This is a genomic window from Paracoccus indicus, assembly GCF_003056335.1.
Classification (GTDB): Bacteria; Pseudomonadota; Alphaproteobacteria; order Rhodobacterales; family Rhodobacteraceae; genus Paracoccus; species Paracoccus indicus.
On the sequence record NZ_PYWA01000002.1, the window covers coordinates 1 to 18,332 of the forward strand.

Sequence of the window (18,332 nt, forward strand, 5' to 3'; positions counted from 1 at the left end):
GGCCGAGGTCATCCACCGTCGCGGTCCTTGGTGCAACTTCGAGGCCGTCGAATATGCCGCCCTCGAATGGGTCGACTGGTTCAACAACCGTCGCCTGCTCGAGCCGATCGGGAACATCCCGCCGGCAAAAGCAGAGGCAAACTTCTACGCCACTATGGAAACAGAAGCCGTGGCCGCGTAACTAACCGAAATCAGCCTCCGGCAAACCCGGCGTGGTTCACTTCCTGTTTGCCGTGTTCCTCGGGCTGCCGCTGCCGTGAAAATGCGGCGGCACCTTTCGGGGTGCCGCCGTTCGATCATGCTTCGGGGGCGGGGAAGACGTGCCCCTCGAACAGCTTCCGCGCCGTGCGGACGACGCCCGCACCCTGCACCGCGCCGTTCGTATCCAGATCCAGCAGCACCTCCATCATCCCCGACGGGTGTTCCACCTCGTAAAGCCCGCCGTCGGGATGCGTCGCGACATCGGCTGCCGGACCGGAGCCGAGCCGCGCCGCCGTGGCGACCGTGACCGCCGCCAGCACCCCGACAGAGGCATGAACGCGGTGGGGGATGAAGCTGCGGGTGGACAAGTGCCCGCCTGCGGTCGGAGCAGAGACGAGGGTCATCTTCGGCACAGATGCCTCCGCCACATCGCCGAGGTTCATCATCGGGCCAGCCTGAAGACGGATGGCCTCAAGCCGCTTTTTCAACGGCCCGTTGCCCTCCAGATCCTCACGCGTTTCGGTTCCGGACAAGCCGAAGTCTGCGGCACGCAGGATTACGCAGGGCATCCCGTTGTCGATCAGCGTGGCCTCCACGCCGTCGATCACGTCCACCTCGTTCCCCGTCGGAAGCAATGCGCCGCACATGGAGCCTGCGATGTTCTGGAACATGAGCGGCACGGCCGCGTGGCTTTTCGGCACACCGGCGATGACGGCCGTTCCGTCATAGTGCACGCGGCCGTTCGGGGTTTCCATCTTCGCGACCGCGACCTCGCCGGTATTGACCATGTGGATGCGCACGGGGGTCACGTCGCCCGCGGGCGGTATCATGCCACGCTCGATCGCGGCGGGGCCGACGCCGGCAAGGATGTTGCCGCAGTTCTGCTTGTCGCTGACCAGCGCCTGATCGGGGAAGACCTGCAGGAACAGGTAATCCACATCGGCATCCTCGCGCGACGATCGCGACAGGATGGCCACCTTGGAGGTCAGCGGGTCCGCCCCGCCGATCCCGTCGATCTGGCGCGGGTCGGGTGAGCCCATGATCCGCAGCAGCAACGCGTCGCGCGCGGCCACATCCTGCGGCATGTCCGAGGCAAGGAAGTAGGCGCCCTTGGACGAGCCGCCGCGCATCCAGAGACAGGGAATGCCCTCAGACATAGCGCAGCCCCTTCTTTTCCAGCTTCGGCCGCATGTCGTAGATGTCGAGACCAAGATCCCCAGCGGCCAGGCGCGTGCGTTTCGCCTCCTCGGCGGCAAGGCGTTTCTCTACGGCGGCGAGCACCTCTTCCGCTTCGGCGCGCTTCACGACGCAGACGCCGTCATCGTCGGCAACGATGATGTCGCCCGCCTCAACCGCCGCGCCGGCACAGACCACGGGCACGTTGACCGACCCGAGCGTCTCTTTCACCGTGCCCTGCGCCGACACCGCCTTGGACCATACCGGAAAGCCCATCGCCGTCAGGTCGCGCACGTCCCGGACGCCCGCGTCGATCACCAGCCCCCGGCATCCCCGCGCCATCGCCGACGTTGCCAGAAGGTCGCCGAAATAGCCGTTGTCGCAGGGCGAGGTGGGCGCGAGGACAAGGATGTCGCCCTCCTGCAACTGCTCGATCGCGACATGCAGCATCCAGTTGTCGCCGGGCGGGGCGGAAATGGTCACCGCCGACCCCGCAATCTGCGCACCGGCATAGATCGGGCGCATGTGGCTGCCAAGCATGCCTCGGCGGTCCTGCGCCTCGTGCACGGTGGCGACTCCGGCGGCGGCAAGACGGTCGATGATGTCGGACGATGCGCGTTCGACGTTCTGGACAACGATACCCATTGGATGGTTCCTTCTTATGTCAGAGCTGTTGAAGTCGGCGGGCACGGGCGTTGCCGACGGTGTCCGCAAGGACACGCTCGTCGAGCTTGCCTTCCCATTTCGAGATGACGATCGTGGCGAGCGCGTTGCCGATGAGGTTCACGAAGGTCAGGCCCTCGGCGAGGATCCGGTGGATGCCGAGGATCAGCGCGATGCTGGCGACGGGGATCACCCCCGTGGTGTTCAGCGTGGCGGCGAGCACGACGAAGGCCGCACCTGCGACGCCGGCCGCACCCTTGGAGGTCAGCAGCAGCACGCCGATCAGCGTCAGCTCGTGCCAGATGGTCAGGGGGGTGTTGGTCGCCTGCGCAAGGAACACCGCAACCGTGGTCAAATAAAGGCAGGTCCCGTCGAGGTTGAAGGAGTAGCCCGCCGGAATGACGAAGCCCACGACCGACTCCTCGCACCCTACGGCCCGCATCTTCTGGACAACCCGCGGCAGCACGGTTTCGGTGGAGGTGGTGGCGGCGACGATGACGATCTCGTCCTTGAGGTAACCCATCAGGCGCCACAGGCTGACATTGCACCACCAGGCGATGCCGCCGAAGACGATGGCCGTGAAGGCCGCGCAGACGATGAAGAACTGTATGATCAGCTCTCCCAAAGACAGCAGTGACGCGGTGCCGAACTGTCCCACGGTAAAGGCGATGGCCCCGAACGCGCCAAGCGGGGCGAAATACATGATGTAGCCGATGATGCGGAAAAAGCCCTGCGATGCGCTGTCGATCACGGAATAGACGGGCTTGCCCTTTTCGCCCAACGCAGCCAAAGCGATGCCGAACAGCACGGCAATGAACAGAACTTGCAGCACATGCCCTTCGGTGAAGGCGCTGACGAAGGTGGTCGGGATGATGTTCAGGATATAGGCCGTCATCGACTGGTCGTGCGCGGTCGCGACATAGGACTGGATCGCGTCCGCGTTCAGAGTGGACGGGTCGATGTTCATCCCCGCGCCCGGTTTCCAGAGGTTCACCGCGACCAGCCCGAACACCAGGGCGAGTGTGGTGATCACCTCGAAATAGATCAGCGACTTCAGCGCCATGCGACCGACGCTTTTCATGTCGTTCATGCCGGCGATGCCGTGGACCACTGTCACGAAGATGATCGGCCCGATCATCATCTTGATCAGTTTGATGAAGGCGTCGCCGAAAGGCTTCATCGCAACGCCGATCCCCGGCGCGAAATGGCCAAGCGCGATGCCGATCAGCGTCCCCGCGAGGACCTGGAACCAAAGCTGGCCCAGAACCCCGAACCGTCTCGGCGCACCTCTGGGCGCGGGTGTGCTGACGTCTGCATGTGTCACGTGTCGTTCCTCCCTCAGGCCCGCACTGACGGGCCTCTGCACCGATCCGGCGCCTCCATGACACCTCCGGTGTCGTTTGAACGACGCGCCGTCCCGCCCCTCCGGCAGGGTGGCGCTTCGTTCACCTCCGTCTTCGACATGAGACGGAGCGGTCTGAAAACGCAAAGTGGAATTGCGCGCGCCCCATAAGCCGTGGTTAAGTCCCGCACATGGACATTCTTCCGGACATGAACCTTCGCCATCTGCAAGCGGTCAGCGCGGCGGGCCGTCTGGGCAGCATCAGCAAGGCCGCGCAGGTCATGAACCTGTCGCAGCCCGCCATCACGCAGGCGATCGCAAAGCTGGAGGCGCAGCTTGGTCACCAGCTTCTGGACCGGCAACCGGGCGGCGTGCAACCGACCCGTGCTGGCAATCTGATAGCGGAGCGGGCCGACCGTGCGCTCGGCTATATCGCGCGGGGAGGGCAAAGCGTCCGCCGCGCGGCCCGACTGCCGCCCCTCCCGCATATCGAGCGGCGGATCACCTATGGCCATCTGCGCACCCTGACCACCGTCGACCAAGCGGGCAGTTTCGCGCTCGCCTCGGGGCTGACCGGGCTGTCGGAGCCCGCGCTGCACCGCTCGGCCCGCGATCTGGAACAGTTGCTGGGGCTGCTGCTTCTGACCCGGCAGGGGCGCACGGTGCAGCCCACACTGGCCGCAACCGTTCTTCTTCGCTTTGCCCGATTGGCCTTTGCCGAACTTCGGGCAGGCCTGGACGAACTCGCGGCCCTTCGGGAGGAAGGGGCGGGCCAGGTTACGATCGGCACGCTGCCCATGGCCCAGTCGATCCTTGTTCCGCGCGCCCTGTCGCGCTTTTCGCGAACCTATCCCACCGCCCGTATCGGCATCGTCGAGGGGCCTTATTCGGACCTTCTGGCTGGCTTGAGGTCGGGTCAGGTGGACCTGCTGATCGGGGCGCTACGCGATCCGGCACCGGCCAAGGACATCATGCAAGAGGCGCTGTTCACCGACGATCCCGTGATCGTCGGACGGACGGGCCATCCGCTTGCGACGTCCGAAGACCTCGACTTCACGCGCCTTCTGGATTTCCCGTGGATCGTCGCCACTGCCGCCGCCCCCGCGCGCCACTTGTGGGAGGCGATGTTCGCGGAGAAGGGTCTGGCCGCACCCTCCAGGCATATCGAGACGAACAGCCTTGTCATCAGCCGCGGGATGATGCTGGAGGATGACTGGCTGACCCTCATGTCGCGCGACCAGTTCGTGTTCGAGCGGCGTGCCGAGCTGCTGGTGGAGATCGGGCGTGCCACCGAAACGCCGCACCGCAAACTGGGGCTGACGGTGCGCACGGATTGGCGGCCGACGCAGCTGCAATCGGCCTTCGTGGACATGTTCCGCGGCATCACTAATGAATGGAATTCAGGAAAACCAATGGACGGGAAGCCGTTCCGATATGCCTGAATCGGGGCCGCGCCGCTAAACCTGATCAGGTGCGGGGGAGCCGATGGGAGTTCGCCTCCCCATGCCAGTTGGAGGAGGGGAGCGACACCATGATCATCGATTGCCATGGACATTACACCACGGCACCTGCCGCGCACACGGCCTGGCGCAAGGGACAGGAAGACGCCATCCGCACGGGGGGCGACATCGATCCCGCCTATCCCAGCATCTCCGACGACGAGATCCGCGAGACGATCGAGGCGAACCAGCTGCGCCTGCTGCGCGAGCGCGGCGCGGACATGACGATTTTCTCGCCCCGCGCTTCGGCCATGGCGCCGCATGTGGGCGACCAGCCGGCGGCGAAGGTCTGGGCGCGCCGGTCGAACGACCTCATCAAGCGCGTCGTCGATCTTTATCCCGAAACCTTCATCGGCGTCTGCCAGCTGCCCCAGACACCCGGTGTGTTGATCGAAACCTCGATCGACGAACTGGAACGCTGCGTGACCGAACTGGGCTTTGTCGGCTGCAACCTGAACCCCGACCCCTCGGGCGGCAGCTTCAGTGCACCGCCGTTGACCGACCGCGCCTGGTATCCCTTCTTCGAAAAGATGGTGGAGCTGGACGTGCCCGCCATGATCCACGTCTCGGGCAGCTGCAACTGCGCGATGCATGCGACAGGGGCCTATTACATCGCGGCCGACACCATCGCCTTCATGCAGTTTCTGGAAGGCGATCTGTTCCGGGACTTCCCCGAACTGAAGTTCATCATTCCGCACGGCGGCGGCGGCGTGCCGTATCACTGGGGCCGTTATCGGGGGCTGGCCGACATGCTAAAACGCCCGCCGCTGGCCGAACATGTGATGAAGAACGTGTTCTTCGACACCTGCGTCTATCATCAGCCGGGCATCGACCTTCTGTTCAAGGTGATCGACATCGACAATATCCTTTTCGGGTCCGAGATGGTCGGCGCGGTGCGCGGGATCGACCCCGAGACCGGCCAGTATTTCGACGACACCAAACGCTATGTCGACGCACTGGCGATTCCCGAGGCCGACAAGCGCAAGGTGTTCGAACTGAACGCACGGCGCGTCTATCCGCGCCTTGATGCGCAACTGACGGCGAGGGGGCTTTGATGGGCGCGTTCACCATGGATCCGGATTGGCTGTGCTTCGATCCGCATCCGAGCAAACCGTCCTTCCGACCCCCGGCCGGTGCGGTGGATGCCCATTGCCATGTCTTTGGTCCGGGGGACGTCTTCCCCTTTGCGCCGGAACGGAAATACACGCCCTGCGATGCGGGCAAGGACAAGCTGTTCGCCCTGCGCGATTTCCTTGGCTTCGAGCGTAATGTGATCGTGCAGGCCACCTGCCACGGTGCCGACAACCGCGCGCTGGTCGACTCGCTGCGCGCCTCGGGCGGCATGGCGCGCGGGGTCGCCACGGTGCGCGATACCGTCAGCGCCGAGGAGTTGGCGGAATTGCACGAAGCCGGGGTGCGCGGGGTGCGTTTCAATTTCGTGCGCCGCTTGGTCGATCCGAAGCCCGATGCCTACTACCACTCCATCATCGAGCGGATCGCCCCGCTGGGCTGGCACGTCGTTATCTATTTCGAAGCCTCCGATCTGGACGAAAAGTGGGACTTCTTCACCTCGCTTCCCACGACCGTAGTCGTCGATCACATGGGTCGCCCGGATGTCACGAAGCCGCTCGACGGACCGGAATTCAGCCGCTTCCAGCAACTGATGGACGAGCACGAGAACATCGTGAGCAAAGTGAGCTGCCCCGAGCGCTTGTCCCGTTCGGGCCCGCCGGATTACCACGATGTCATTCCGTTCGCACGCAAACTGGTCGAGCGGTTTCCGGACCGTGTCCTGTGGGGGACGGACTGGCCGCATCCCAACATGACCACCCACATGCCCGATGATGGCGAATTGGTGAACATCATTCCTCGGATTGCGCCGACCGAGGAACTTCAACGCAAGTTGCTCGTGGACAATCCGATGCGGATCTACTGGCCATAACCGCCCCATCTGATAGATCACTTCCTTCGTGGATGGCGGCCATGCATTGTTCATGGCGCACAGTCGCCATCCACGAGTTGTATCAACCGCATTGAAGCCGATCATGACGACTTATCGAAGGAGTTGATAAGTGGTGGACGCCAGCGCTGTGTTAGCGTGGATGGTGCTCGCCGCGCGTTCAGCGGATGGGATATCTCCGCCGTTCGCTGGAATCCTTTGACTTCGAGACACCGCCGCCAATATTGCGGATGTTGGTGACATCGGTATCGGGCGCATCCGTCGTTTTCAGAAAGTGCAGCGGGTCGGCATCCCCCATGTGAGTCGCGCCATCTCGCGACCGCTTGTGCCGTTGTGGACCATCGGGGTGGCACGTTCTGGATAGACGCCCAACACCGGTTCTAGATTTGCCCAACCCGCCTTACATGACACTTGCAATGTCACGCATCGCCCGCATCTGGATCGTAGCGGTATCATCGGCTAGCAGCCGACAGGTTGCTCGATTTGCATCTACGTTTTTCTAAATTTCGTAGATGACCTGTCCTTCAAAAAGACGTCGAGCGGTTCGTAATACGGTTGCGTGGCGGACGAGCATCCCTCCCACGTCGCACGAGGTGTCGGCATCGACGCTTATGGTTCCGGAGGGGTGCCCGATCCGAATTGGCCCTGCGCCCGCAAGGGATCGCTTGTTGGCAATCGTTCCCTCTGTCCGGATCGCTGCGGCAAGGCACAGTGCGCCTGTCAGCGGAATGGCGTTATGCGCCTGTCCGACGGAGATCGTTCGCAAGGATGTCGAATTCGTCCGGATTCACTTCTCGTTCCTCCAAGGTAGAGGTCGCCACAGGCGCAGCCAGAACTGCGATTTTTGGGATGCTGACCATCGCGGCGGCGGCATCCAGATCAGGCGTCAGGCCCATCATCGCCGATGCACGCACTCTGATCGCCTCCAGCTTGACCATCAGACCCGCATCGGCATTGATGTCCTTCGGCATCTCGGATCCGGTCATGCTTACGGAATCAGCGGCGATGAAGACGAAGGGGTTCGATGCATCGACGAGGCTCGCTTCGATCGGGCCGAGGTCGGGAACGTCAATCCTGTCCACGGGATGGCCAGTCGGCAAAAGCTTGCCCGTCTTGGACCGCCGGGGTCGAGAAACTCCAGCCGGATCGGCGAGGCGGTCCCCGATATCCCTTCCAGCTTGAAATCTCCCGCCGTCACCGGAAGCCCGTCCTTAACTTGGAACCGCGCGGAGATAACCTTGCCCGTGTTCGTTTTGTGGATGCGGACGACCGTTTCACCATTGGTGGGGCATGGGACAAGCTCCTCCTCCACCGCGAAGGGGCCGATGGTCGAGGACATGTTTCCACAGTTGCCCGCGTGTTCGACGATCGCGACCCCGATCTGCGCGAAGGTGTAATCCACGTCGGCGTCGCTGCGCGAGCTTGATCAAGTGGAACAGCAGCTGACCGCCGGACTGGGCGAAGGGCAGATAGCCCAGTTCGTTCAGGATGACGAAGTCGAGGCGCATCAGGTAGACGTGCGGCGATCCCCGCCGCGAAGCAGGCCGCAGCCGCGCCATTGACGGCGCCATTGCCGCCGCCCGCCACCTCGTGCAGACAACCGACTGCTAGTCCGCCCTTTGGCAGGCGGCGGTCGAGATCGGCCATGCCGAAGGGCAGCACCACATTCGGCGCGGTATAATCGCCCTCGATCGCCGCGATCCGATGGTGCCGCGCTACGAGAGCCGGATCGGAGAGAGGCGCAGACATGGCAGTGTCGAGCTTCTGTTCGGACGGGACTCAATGTTATATGTTTATTCTTTGTCCCTATGTGGAGGTCGCGACATCGTCGGCATGGTGTCCGACAGCCTCGGCAACCTCGAGCCATCGCTCAATGTCTATCCGGATCGGCCGGCCCCCGTGATCCGCAACAAGGACGGCGGTCGCGAACTGGCATCCCTGATCTGGGGCATGCCGCGCCGCCACAGTTCCTGAAGGCGCCGAACGCCCCAGATACCGGCGTCACGAACATCCGCAACACCGCCAGCCCGCATTGGCGGCCGTGGCTCGGGGTTGCCCATCGCTGCATCGTGCCGGCGACGGCTTTCTCCGAATATGGAGCATGGCCAGATCCAGTGACGAAGCGCAAGCCGCTGCACTGGTTCGCGCTGGACGAAACGCGGCCCTTGTTCTTCTTCGCCGGGATCTGGACACCATGGCAGGGCACGCGCGGCTCGATGCGCACACCGCGCACTCCAATTTCGGTAGGCATAGCGAACAAACCGGATTTCGGACGCAGCTGGAGGAGAGCTCAGTGGCAGGACGGCCCGTCAAGGCGTCACCCCATGCTCGGTCGAGTGGCCCCAAACTGTTCGACCAGGAAGTCCACCGTCGCTTCATCTCGTAGCTTGCAGACGATGTTCTGGTTCGCAAACGCCCCTTTGAAGCGCTTGGCCTGGGCCGGATCGACAGTTTTCTGCCATTTGATCCCGACGACGTGCTCTGCATTTTCCGGCGGCTCGCCAAGGCGCTTCATTCGGATCTCGGACAGCGGCTGGTCGAAGAGTGGGCCATCAGGCGTCACAAACTCGGTCGCAGGAAAGGCCTCGGCTGTCACGATGCCATAGCCGATATAGCCGTTACCCTTGTCATAGACGAAAACCTCATCACCGGCGCTCAGCTGGTATAGCCGCTTCGAGTAGAACTCGCCGCCTCCAGCCGAGATGAAGCCATATCGTTTCATGTCTGCCCAGGAGCGATGTTCACCCAGACCGGCATTGACAAAGTAGTAGCCCGACCATGGGGCGCGGACCTTGCGTTCCGATCGCTTCTCCACCGCTTCCTGGTCCAGCAGGAAGTCAGTCGTCAGCCACTCCTGGCCATCGACCTCGAAAACGTTCAAGAAGACGGTATTGATCGCGACGCCATGTTCTTCCGACAGGTATTCCACGATTCGGCGAGAGGCGGGGTCGAGTTCGCTGGCGCCGTTCAGCATGGAATGGCTGGCGTTCAGTCGCTCCGGGATCGCCTCGCCGAAATGATCGAGGAAGGCAGTTGCCAAGCGCTTCCCTAGGTATTTCTCGGCGCGGTCATAGATTTTGGGCGTCGTCAGGGTTCTGACCCACGAGGCATAGTCCAGCACCTGCGCGACGGTTTCACATATCTCAAGGCGCACCGCATGGCGTCGAGCCTTGGGGTGAAAACGTATGGCCCGCCCCGTCTGCAAGCGGCAATTTTTGATGACATGATCAGTCTGCACAAACGTATCCGGCATGTCGGCACAAAGACCGCCGCCAAGATGGAGATCCGCGCGTCACAATCCTCATAAAGGGGCCGGCCTCGGGGGACCATTTTTCGCCGGAGGTTTTTGCAACGCCGATCAACTGTCAGGCCATCTTCCTTCCACCACTCGCAGCTTGTTGCGCCCGGCTGTATTCGCCCGAGCGCGTGTTCCTTAAAGCGCCATCTGCGGCACGGTTTCATAGTTTCGCCCGTGCCGCAGAAGCGCCCAGACAGTGCGGGCCATCTTCGCGGCGAGGGCGACGACAGCGACGTTGGGGTGGGTGCGCACAAGCAGCGCACGCAGCCAAGCGCCTATCGCAGTATTCGCTTTCGCCAATGTTGGCATGGCAGATCGCGCGCCTTGGATCAGCATCTTGCGCAGGTATTGACTGCCGCGCTTCGTGATCCCTAGCAGCTTCGGTTTGCCTCCTGTTGTCGCCTGCCTCGGCACCAGACCCAGCCAGGCGGCCAGATCGCGTCCTTTCGTGAATGTCGCGGCGTTGCCGACAGCGGCGACCAATGCGGTGGCATTCAGCGCACCGATGCCCGGAATGCCTGTCAGCCGCCGTGCTCGCTCATCGGTTCGAGCCATGGCCGCGAACTCGGCGTCAAAAGCGGCAATGCGGCGATCAAGCTCGTCCCACCGCGTGCGCATGTCGCCGAGCAGGAAAGCCATGCGGGCACTGAGGCTGCCCGTGGCGGGGTCCAGCAGGTCAGCGAGCAAGTGACGCAACCGGGCATGGCCCTGTGCCACGACATGTCCCCGTTCCAGCAGAAGGCTCCTGATCTGGTTGGTCAGCGACGTGCGTTCTCCGACCAGCCGATCCCGCACCCGATGCAGCGTCGGGACATCGAGCTGCTCCTCGCTCTTGAGTTCGACAAAGCGCATGGTGGGACGAGTTGCCGCTTCGGCAATTGCCTCGGCGTCGCGATCATCATTCTTCTGCGCCTTTACGTAAGGCCGAACATATACCGGCGACATCAACCGGACCTCATGCCCCAGTGCTGCCAGCGTCCGTCCCATGTGATGAGCGCCGCAACACGCCTCCATAGCCATGATGCGGGCCGGCAGCTTCGATGCGAAGGCGATGACGCCGTCACGACGCAATCGCCGTCGCACTGTCACTGTCCCCATGCAGGCGAGACCGACGATACTGCAGCTATTCTTGCCCAGGTCGACGCCAACGATCACAATGCTCATGATCCGCTCCTTCCTCCATTGAACGCCGACATCCTACACGGTGATCGGCGGGAGGGGCGGGCCGTCCATAAAGGGGGGCGCGGTCGCCAGATCGGTCGAACGAAAGGCGGCATGAACACCAAGCTGCACGCTGTCGCCGATGCCAAAGGGCGGCCGATCGGGTTCTACATGTTGGCTGGCCAGGGCAGCGATTATACCGGCGCGGCAACTCTGCTAGGCAGCCTGCCGAAGGCGGGTTGGCTTGTGGCTGTTAGAGGCTATGACGCTGATTGGTTTAGAGAGACTTTGAGAGACAAGGGGATAAAGGTCTGTATCCCCGGACGGACCTCCCGCAAAAAGGCCGTCAAACACGACAAGCGGCGCTACAAACGCCGCAGCCGCATCGAGATCATGTTCGGCCGTCTGAAGGATTGGCGGCGCGTCGCGACCCGATACGACCGGTGCCCGGAAACGTTCTTCTCTGCGATCATGCTCGCCGCAACAGCCTTGTTCTGGCTCTGAAACTCAATGAGTCTGGATCCTAGCGAATTCGGGGTCTGCACCCTGATCGCGACAACTAGCGCGAACCTCGCGGGCCACACCAAAACAGAGACCGAGACCGGGACAGTGTTTGTTCGCACAGGCCCGCCGAAAGGTGGACCTTATTATTGTGAAGCAACTAGCTTATATCCCGCCCATGGCCGACACGTTGACACCCGAAAAGCGCAGCGTCCTGACGTCAAGGATCCGCAGCACGAACACGAAGCCAGAGATGATCGTCCGGAAGACCCTGCATGCCATGGGTTTCCGCTACCGGGTCCATGCTAAGGAGCTTCCTGGAAAGCCAGACATCGTGATGCGGCCAAGGAAGGCCGCAATCTTTGTCCACGGGTGCTACTGGCATGTCCACGATGATCCTGCGTGCAAGCGAGCACATGCACCAAAGTCGAACTTGGGCTACTGGAACACGAAGCTGCTGAGAAACAGGGAGAGGGACTAGGAGCACATGCGTTCCCTTCAGGGCATGGGCTGGTCGATCCTGACGATCTGGGAGTGCGAGGTCAAAGATCTTGAAGTGCTGAGGTCGAAGTTGCGGACCTTCGCGAAGCTGTAGCCGGGAACTTCTTGTCGCACTTGAATCCTTTTCATATGGAACATTCTTCCAGAGTATGATTCAATCCCCGCAAGAATCTCGCGGGGGACAAATGAAGAACACGCTATCCTCAATCGAGGTTTGTGCAGGCGCCGGTGGACAAGCCTTAGGCCTTGAACAAGCTGGATTCGATCACAACGCCCTCGTCGAGATCGACCAGCACGCTTGTCAGACCCTGCGCCTCAACCGCCCAGATTGGAAGGTCGTTGAGGGCGATTTGCGCGAGTTTTCAGGTAAACCATATGCAGGGGTAGATCTGGTTGCTGGAGGAGTGCCGTGCCCGCCATTCTCGAAGGCCGGCAAGCAACTCGGGGCTAACGATGAGCGTGACCTTTTCCCTGAAGCCGTTCGGCTCGTCGATGAGAGCCGTCCTCAGGCTGTGATGCTCGAGAACGTCCGCGGCTTCCTGGATGCTGCGTTTATCGACTACCGATCCAGCCTGAAGAGGCAGCTAGGAAAGCTAGGCTACGAAGCCGAGTGGCGGCTTCTGAACGCGTCCCACTTCGGCGTCCCTCAGCTTCGACCTCGGGTCATCATTGTAGCCGTCAGAAAAGACCTGTCAGATAATTTCCGCTGGCCCGAAGAGCTACATCACAACCCGCCTACCGTAGGTCAAACCTTAAAGGACCTTATGGAGGCGAACGGTTGGCCGGGCGCATCAGCCTGGGCGCAGCGGGCCGACGACATTGCGCCGACTATCGTTGGCGGATCTAAGAAGCACGGAGGCCCAGACCTCGGTCCGACAAGGGCGCGAAAGGCATGGGAAACCCTCGGCGTGAACGGCAAGACAATCGCTGAGGAGGCTCCGGCTCCAGATTTCGTTGGCATGCCGCGGCTCACTGTCCGGATGGTGGCTCGGATCCAAGGCTTTCCAGATGACTGGCAGTTCTTTGGGAAAAAGACTAACGCTTACCGTCAGGTCGGAAACGCTTTCCCACCGCCGGTTGCCGCGGCCGTCGCGAAACAACTCAGCCTCGCGATTACTTCAAGAAAAATCTACGCCGTCGCATGAAAGCCATACCACCTTCTATAATAGTTCCCGGCCACCCTGACTTCCACATGCTCCTCGACATAGCGGACGATATATTCGGACGCGCAGGAGGGCAACGAGAACTAGCGGCTTGGTTCCCGAAGATGCTTCGTGACGCTGTCGATGAGGTAGTAGACACCCCGCGCACTCGACGCCGCTCATATGAAGAATTGGAGAAAACAGAAAAGACATACCTCGGCACCAAGATCGAAATTCTTACTAGGGCAAAACTCAACTTGCCGAAGGGACGGTTGGATTTCGTTGTCAGGAACCGCGACGTGGACCTGAAGTTCACTATCGGCAATAATTGGATGATCCCGAAGGAAGCTGTGGGTCATGTATGTCTAGTTGCCGCGATCGATGAAGCTAAATCACAATGCTTCCTTGGCCTTGTGGTAGCCCATGCGGCAAATCTCACCTCAGGCGCGAACAGGGACGCCAAGAAGTCCCTTTCCTCGGTCGGCTTCCAACAGATCTATTGGCTTCTCAACGCGGTGCCTTGCCCTCAGAACTTTTGGAGGACCCTGCCTCCTGCCTTGGTAGACGATGTTTTCAGTGGGCAGTCCGGGAACGACCGCATCGTCACCCTTTTTGCTGGGGTCCTTGATCGGCCCGTTGCGCGCCGGATCATAGAAGAGGCAGGAGGAGACCAACAGGATTTCATGCGCCGGATCCGCTCTGACAAGAAGCGCAGCACTCTCGGCGCGAGAGACCGGCTCAGACAGCAGAAAATTCTACTACTTCACGGAAAGAAGGACGCCGCACTGATCCGCGTGCTAGGTCTCCCTCCCACTACCCAAAGCGAGTTCATCTCTCACGCTGTTACTCCGGCAGAGAGGCACATCTGCGCGCAACGCGGATGGTCGGTGCCCTGAAAACGGGATTACTTCTGTCATCTTTTTGCGGTGCGGCTAAGTATTTGACTGGTAACAATCTGCGTCTGCTCAGACCATGGAGGTCGCCCTCCTGCGCATACCTGGGTGTTGCTCAAAATTAACTTGTGGAGAACGCGTGCTCTCCGCCGGTCTGGCTGGTTTGAAATTACGCAGATTAGCGAAGAGGTAAGCTTCACGAAGGGTCGTATCATCGCCGTGGCCGACTCGTCAGCCGGGGAAGGGCCAGCAAGCGGACTACATACTCTCGGTAAAGCCGAATATACCCGTTGCATTTTAAGCCTGAGCGACCACCAATTAGGTTCGCGACATGACCTGCCCCCTGCGGGTCCCTCGTTCATAACGAGAGTCTGCGGGTTTGATTTTGATAGTCATGGGTTTTGGCGTGGGCAAGCGCGCCGGGCGCGGAGCCCTCAAATAGCTCAAGCGCTCGGCGCGCTTGCAGTGGCGTCTGGTTTCTGAGCGACGAATGCGGCCTGACGGCGTTGTAGTCATATCGCCATAGCGCCAGCTTTCGCCGGGCATCGTCCAAGGTGTCAAAGATCTCCTCGTTCAATAGCTCGTCGCGCAGGCTGCCGTTGAACGACTCGATAAAGGCCCTTGCCATGGTCCTTGGACCAGTGGCGGACACATGGCTCGATGCTGCGGTTTTCAGGGTCGATGTAATGCCACGGCACATCGCTCTGGTCGGCCCATCTCAGGATGGCCCGGCTTGTGAACTCCGTCCCATTGTCACTGACGATGCAACTTGGTTTTCCGTAGACCCGCACCAGTGCATCCAGCTCGCGGGCGACACGGGCTCCCGAGATACTGGTGTAGCCATCAGGCACAGGTTTTCGCGGCAGCAATCGTCGATCACCGCCAGGATGCGGAACTTGCGTGAAGCACCGAAGCTGTCCGACAGAAAGTCCAGCGACCAGCGCGCATTTGGGCGCGCCGCCTCCGGCATCGGTGTGCGTGTGCCGCGGGCCCGCTTGCGGCCACGTCGTCGCTTCACCGATAGCCCTTCCTCCCGATAGAGCCGATACAGCTTCTTGTGGTTCATGATCATGCCCTTGCGTTCGAGCAGGACGCCGATCCGACGATAGCCGAACCGACGCCGCTTGCCGGCGATCTCCTGCATCTCCTTGCGGACCTCGGGGCAATCCGGCGGGCGTTCGCGCCGGACCGTCTTGGGATCGACACCGACAAGCCGGCAGGCCCGGCGCTGCGAGATGTCGTGATCCCGCATCGCTCTGAGAGCTGCCTCTCGCCGCTTGGTCAGCGTCGTCAGCTCGTTCCCAGAAGATCTTTCAGGACCACGTTGTCGAGCATAGTATCGGCCAGCAGGCGCTTCAGCTTGGCGTTCTCATTCGGCGCGGCGCTCGGACCCATGGCGCTTGCGCCTCATTCCAGCGCCTTCAGCCTGGCAGCCTCGGACACCTCCATGCCGCCGTATTTGGACTTCAGCTTGTAGAACGTGGCCGGACTCAGCCCGTGCCGGCGGCATACCTCCGCCGTCGGCATCCCGTCGACGCAGTGCGTCGACCCTGTTCCTTGATCATCCCGATAATCTGTTCGTCGGGCTTACGCGGCCCCACTGGGGCCACGGTCCCTCCTCATCGGTGAAACGGCTCTTTCGCATTCGTCTGCTCCTTCAAGGTCGGGCAGACTCTACATCACGGTGAGGGATTTCGCGGGGGGCAGGTCAGCGCACATACACGCACATCAGAAGCTTAGCATAGCAGAGATCTTTAACAGCATCGATACTGACCTGAAGGCTCGACTGCATATCAAGGCTTTGGAAGACAGGATCAGGGCCGACATATCCAGCGATGATTTGCTGGCAGAGACCGCTGATGCTCTGCGCTCCATCCCTGGGATCGGACCAGTGGCCAGCACAATGCTGATTGCCGAAATGCCTGAACTTGGCACCATCACTGGCGAACACGCTGCAGCTCTCGTAGGGCTCGCCCCCGTGGCGCATGACGGTGGAACCCTTCGCGGGAAAGCGGAACATTGCAGGCAGTCGCCGTGCTCTGAGGTATGTGAGGTTCCAAGCTGCACTGGTCGCCGCGCATTATAACCCAGCCATAAAGACCTTTACGGATCAATTGCGAAAAGCTGGCAAACCGCACAAGGTCATCATAACGGCGGTCGCCCGGAAACTGGTCAATCTAGAAAACGGCCTATGTAAAAATCGTCAGAAATGGACGTCTTCGACCGCACGAGGGATACAGTTGCTAGGCAATTTTTCTGCCGGCGAGATATTCTTCAATGCGGCTAATGAGTATCTTTTCCCGATCTTTGTCCGATTGCTCTACGCTATCCTTCCAAGATTCTTTCCGGCTCATGTTTGCAAGAACAAGAGTCATCGCAAAAATTAAAGCCGCAACACCGACAAACAAAGTGAAAATTTGACCATCGCTTGCGGAACCCTCATTCATATGGAAGGCCCCGAACGGGATGGCTAATGCAGCTACGACAAAGAAAGGGAATGCGAGGAGGGTAGGGGCATTGCTAGGTGGCGAATTTCTTTCATCATCCGAGTGAGTCTCAAGCTCCTTGCGCGATCCGCTATTAACCCCTCCGATCATAATCGGCTGATCCTTGTAAATCAGCAGCGCATATTCACCGCCATCCCTCATCACAGCCTCACTCGACACGATACGAACGGGAACCTCTCGGCCGCTTTCGAGAACAATCAGAGCGCGCTCTTCATCGACTTGTTGTGTTCGAATATCTCCAGATACATCATTCGCGTATGTTCTGACTGTTCCCGTTACGTGCGAAGCAGTGCTTCGGGTAACAGCTGACGCCTTTCCAAAAACGACAGTCATTTCATCCGTTTTCATCGAGCACACACCCGCGCATAACCATTCGACCAGCATGCGGGATCGGCGTCCTCTCGGATCAGCGAGCCAAGGTCATCGTGAGCGCGAGACTCTTTCGTTAATCCATTCCAGTATCCAAGCACCTCTTCCGGATAGATATTGACGTAAACAAAATAACCAGTGGGTGAGGTCAGGGTGAAACTTCCCGTCCCGTCGGGGCTACTAACGAATTCGCAAGTTCCGGAAAAAATATCCCGCTTCGCTACGACAAGACTGCATTCAGACGGTTTTGCTGCGGCCGGTCCAGCCACGAATAGCCCTGCCACTAAGGCGGCAGAAGTTAAAATCAATTTCATAGTTAATGCCTTTTTATTGAACAACTCATTATATCGTGATGATCGAATTTCGGTCAATGATAATGCACGGGGGCTCTAACGATGTAACCGCCCCTCCCCCGACAGAATCTGTGTGCCAAGGTGGGGAGAAATCCCAGCTATCGCCCCATGTCATGTCGAATTTCATGGCTGAGCGTCGGGGTCAGTTTTCCGTCTGTGCGATGTGCTGCTGCCTGCGCGTCCAGCCGAGCGGGTTCTAGTCATGGCTGAAGGCAGCGCTGGAACGGACGGGCGCAGGAAGGCAGACGCCGGTCTGAGTTGCTGTAAAGGTTTGGGTAAAGAGCGGCATGTTCTACGGATACCATAAGCTGCATGACGATCTGGTCGAACATGGCGAAAGTATCTGTCCGAACCACGTTCCCCGACTGGCAAAACTACAGGGATCAAAACGCAAATCAGCTATAAACACCGACCCGCTGGTTATGGTGGCTAGCCGTTGGTCGTGGTCTGCATCGCTCCGGTGAACGCCGCCGGTTCAAGAGAACCGGCGAGGCATTGATCGGCAGTTTAATGTCAAAGCGCCAGATAAAGTTTGGGACGAGACCATGCCCACCATTGGTCCGTGGACTATGGTCGAATAATATTACCTACATCCGGACGCCGGAGGGGTTCGCTTTCTTCGCAATGGTTATCGACTTCTATACGGTATTCAATAGGTCGAACGGTATTCAATAGATCGAGATGGCGTTCAGTTGAAAATCTTTCATCACACCGCAGCCATCTGGCTCTCCAAACACCACCGGTTGCAGCCGACTGCTGCAGGCCC

17 protein-coding genes and 7 pseudogenes are annotated in these 18,332 nt (G+C 60.5%); 12 read left to right on the forward strand and 12 right to left on the reverse strand.

Annotated features, from left to right (window positions below; genetic code table 11):
• Positions 1-181, forward strand: a pseudogene (locus tag DDE75_RS02900) (IS3 family transposase); the annotation flags it as partial.
• A gap of 115 nt (positions 182-296) precedes the next feature.
• On the opposite strand, the gene DDE75_RS02905 reads toward DDE75_RS02900, so the two are convergent.
• From DDE75_RS02905 to dctA, 3 genes are read right to left on the reverse strand one after another with little or no spacing between them, the layout of a single operon-like run.
• The gene (locus DDE75_RS02905) at positions 297-1,358 is read right to left on the reverse strand and encodes a 4-oxalomesaconate tautomerase (protein WP_108500917.1); all 1,062 of its coding nucleotides are present in this window, start codon (positions 1,356-1,358) and stop codon (positions 297-299) included.
• Entirely contained in the window at positions 1,351-2,022 is a 672-nt protein-coding gene (locus tag DDE75_RS02910; protein WP_108500918.1) for a 4-carboxy-4-hydroxy-2-oxoadipate aldolase/oxaloacetate decarboxylase, read from the reverse strand. The genes DDE75_RS02905 and DDE75_RS02910 overlap by 8 nt, the downstream gene beginning before the upstream one ends.
• A gap of 19 nt (positions 2,023-2,041) precedes the next feature.
• On the reverse strand, positions 2,042-3,364 hold the full coding sequence (gene dctA, locus DDE75_RS02915; RefSeq protein WP_108500919.1) for a C4-dicarboxylate transporter DctA: 1,323 nt from the start codon (positions 3,362-3,364) through the stop codon (positions 2,042-2,044).
• A 209-nt stretch (positions 3,365-3,573) separates the two neighbouring features.
• On the opposite strand from dctA, the gene DDE75_RS02920 reads away from it, so the two are divergent.
• The 3 genes from DDE75_RS02920 to DDE75_RS02930 all read left to right on the forward strand — a co-directional run bounded on the left by DDE75_RS02920 (position 3,574) and on the right by DDE75_RS02930 (position 6,823).
• Positions 3,574-4,824, forward strand: a complete 1,251-nt coding sequence (locus DDE75_RS02920) for a LysR family transcriptional regulator (protein ID WP_108500920.1) — start codon at positions 3,574-3,576, stop codon at positions 4,822-4,824.
• Between the two features lie 89 nt (positions 4,825-4,913).
• On the forward strand, positions 4,914-5,936 hold the full coding sequence (locus DDE75_RS02925; RefSeq protein WP_108500921.1) for an amidohydrolase family protein: 1,023 nt from the start codon (positions 4,914-4,916) through the stop codon (positions 5,934-5,936).
• Complete coding sequence (locus tag DDE75_RS02930; protein WP_108500922.1) at positions 5,936-6,823, forward strand: amidohydrolase family protein; 888 nt, start codon at positions 5,936-5,938, stop codon at positions 6,821-6,823. The genes DDE75_RS02925 and DDE75_RS02930 overlap by 1 nt, the downstream gene beginning before the upstream one ends.
• Positions 6,824-7,001: 178 nt before the next feature.
• On the opposite strand, the gene DDE75_RS17190 is transcribed toward DDE75_RS02930, so the two are convergent.
• The 4 genes and pseudogenes from DDE75_RS17190 to DDE75_RS17475 form a co-directional block, all read right to left on the reverse strand.
• Positions 7,002-7,139: a hypothetical protein gene (locus DDE75_RS17190; RefSeq protein ID WP_162798883.1), complete on the reverse strand. Its 138-nt coding sequence runs from the start codon at positions 7,137-7,139 to the stop codon at positions 7,002-7,004.
• A gap of 201 nt (positions 7,140-7,340) precedes the next feature.
• Complete coding sequence (locus DDE75_RS17835) at positions 7,341-7,607, reverse strand: PrpF domain-containing protein (protein ID WP_162798884.1); 267 nt, start codon at positions 7,605-7,607, stop codon at positions 7,341-7,343.
• Positions 7,576-8,243: pseudogene (locus tag DDE75_RS17840) on the reverse strand (PrpF domain-containing protein). Before DDE75_RS17840 ends, DDE75_RS17835 begins: the two are co-directional and overlap by 32 nt.
• Before the next feature lie 22 nt (positions 8,244-8,265).
• A pseudogene (locus tag DDE75_RS17475) lies at positions 8,266-8,352 on the reverse strand (ATP-binding protein); the annotation flags it as partial.
• A gap of 325 nt (positions 8,353-8,677) precedes the next feature.
• Here DDE75_RS17475 and DDE75_RS17480 point away from each other — a divergent pair.
• Complete coding sequence (locus DDE75_RS17480) at positions 8,678-8,815, forward strand: hypothetical protein (RefSeq protein ID WP_211659281.1); 138 nt, start codon at positions 8,678-8,680, stop codon at positions 8,813-8,815.
• A 343-nt stretch (positions 8,816-9,158) separates the two neighbouring features.
• Here the strand turns inward: DDE75_RS17480 and DDE75_RS02965 are convergent, their stop codons facing one another.
• Both DDE75_RS02965 and DDE75_RS02970 read right to left on the reverse strand, forming a co-directional pair.
• Positions 9,159-10,094: a hypothetical protein gene (locus DDE75_RS02965; RefSeq protein WP_211659282.1), complete on the reverse strand. Its 936-nt coding sequence runs from the start codon at positions 10,092-10,094 to the stop codon at positions 9,159-9,161.
• Positions 10,095-10,274: 180 nt separating this feature from the next.
• On the reverse strand, positions 10,275-11,303 hold the full coding sequence (locus DDE75_RS02970; protein ID WP_108500926.1) for an IS110 family RNA-guided transposase: 1,029 nt from the start codon (positions 11,301-11,303) through the stop codon (positions 10,275-10,277).
• 63 nt (positions 11,304-11,366) lie between these two features.
• Here DDE75_RS02970 and DDE75_RS02975 point away from each other — a divergent pair.
• The 5 genes and pseudogenes from DDE75_RS02975 to DDE75_RS17845 all read left to right on the forward strand — a co-directional run.
• Positions 11,367-11,804 (forward strand): annotated as a pseudogene (locus tag DDE75_RS02975) (IS5 family transposase); the annotation flags it as partial.
• A gap of 175 nt (positions 11,805-11,979) precedes the next feature.
• A complete protein-coding gene (locus tag DDE75_RS02980) occupies positions 11,980-12,282 on the forward strand; it encodes a very short patch repair endonuclease (RefSeq protein ID WP_245894600.1) in 303 nt (100 codons plus the stop codon).
• Positions 12,283-12,487: 205 nt separating this feature from the next.
• Entirely contained in the window at positions 12,488-13,447 is a 960-nt protein-coding gene (locus tag DDE75_RS02985) for a DNA cytosine methyltransferase (RefSeq protein WP_108500927.1), read from the forward strand.
• A complete protein-coding gene (locus DDE75_RS02990; protein WP_108500928.1) occupies positions 13,444-14,340 on the forward strand; it encodes a NaeI family type II restriction endonuclease in 897 nt (298 codons plus the stop codon). The genes DDE75_RS02985 and DDE75_RS02990 overlap by 4 nt, the downstream gene beginning before the upstream one ends.
• Before the next feature lie 105 nt (positions 14,341-14,445).
• A pseudogene (locus tag DDE75_RS17845) lies at positions 14,446-14,632 on the forward strand (hypothetical protein); the annotation flags it as partial.
• Between the two features lie 63 nt (positions 14,633-14,695).
• Here the strand turns inward: DDE75_RS17845 and DDE75_RS02995 are convergent.
• Positions 14,696-15,902, reverse strand: a pseudogene (locus tag DDE75_RS02995) (IS3 family transposase).
• 353 nt (positions 15,903-16,255) lie between these two features.
• On the opposite strand from DDE75_RS02995, the gene DDE75_RS17850 reads away from it, so the two are divergent.
• Positions 16,256-16,423: a hypothetical protein gene (locus DDE75_RS17850; RefSeq protein WP_418304172.1), complete on the forward strand. Its 168-nt coding sequence runs from the start codon at positions 16,256-16,258 to the stop codon at positions 16,421-16,423.
• Between the two features lie 157 nt (positions 16,424-16,580).
• On the opposite strand, the gene DDE75_RS17195 is transcribed toward DDE75_RS17850, so the two are convergent.
• Positions 16,581-17,228 (reverse strand): hypothetical protein, encoded by a 648-nt coding sequence (locus DDE75_RS17195; RefSeq protein WP_162798886.1) that lies wholly within the window; start codon positions 17,226-17,228, stop codon positions 16,581-16,583.
• Positions 17,189-17,551, reverse strand: coding sequence for a DUF2059 domain-containing protein (locus DDE75_RS17200; RefSeq protein ID WP_211659283.1), 363 nt, complete (start codon positions 17,549-17,551; stop codon positions 17,189-17,191). The genes DDE75_RS17195 and DDE75_RS17200 overlap by 40 nt, the downstream gene beginning before the upstream one ends.
• A 137-nt stretch (positions 17,552-17,688) precedes the next feature.
• Between DDE75_RS17200 and DDE75_RS17855 the strand changes: the two are divergent.
• Positions 17,689-18,102 (forward strand): annotated as a pseudogene (locus DDE75_RS17855) (IS3 family transposase); the annotation flags it as partial.
• Between the last annotated feature and the right edge of the window lie 230 nt (positions 18,103-18,332).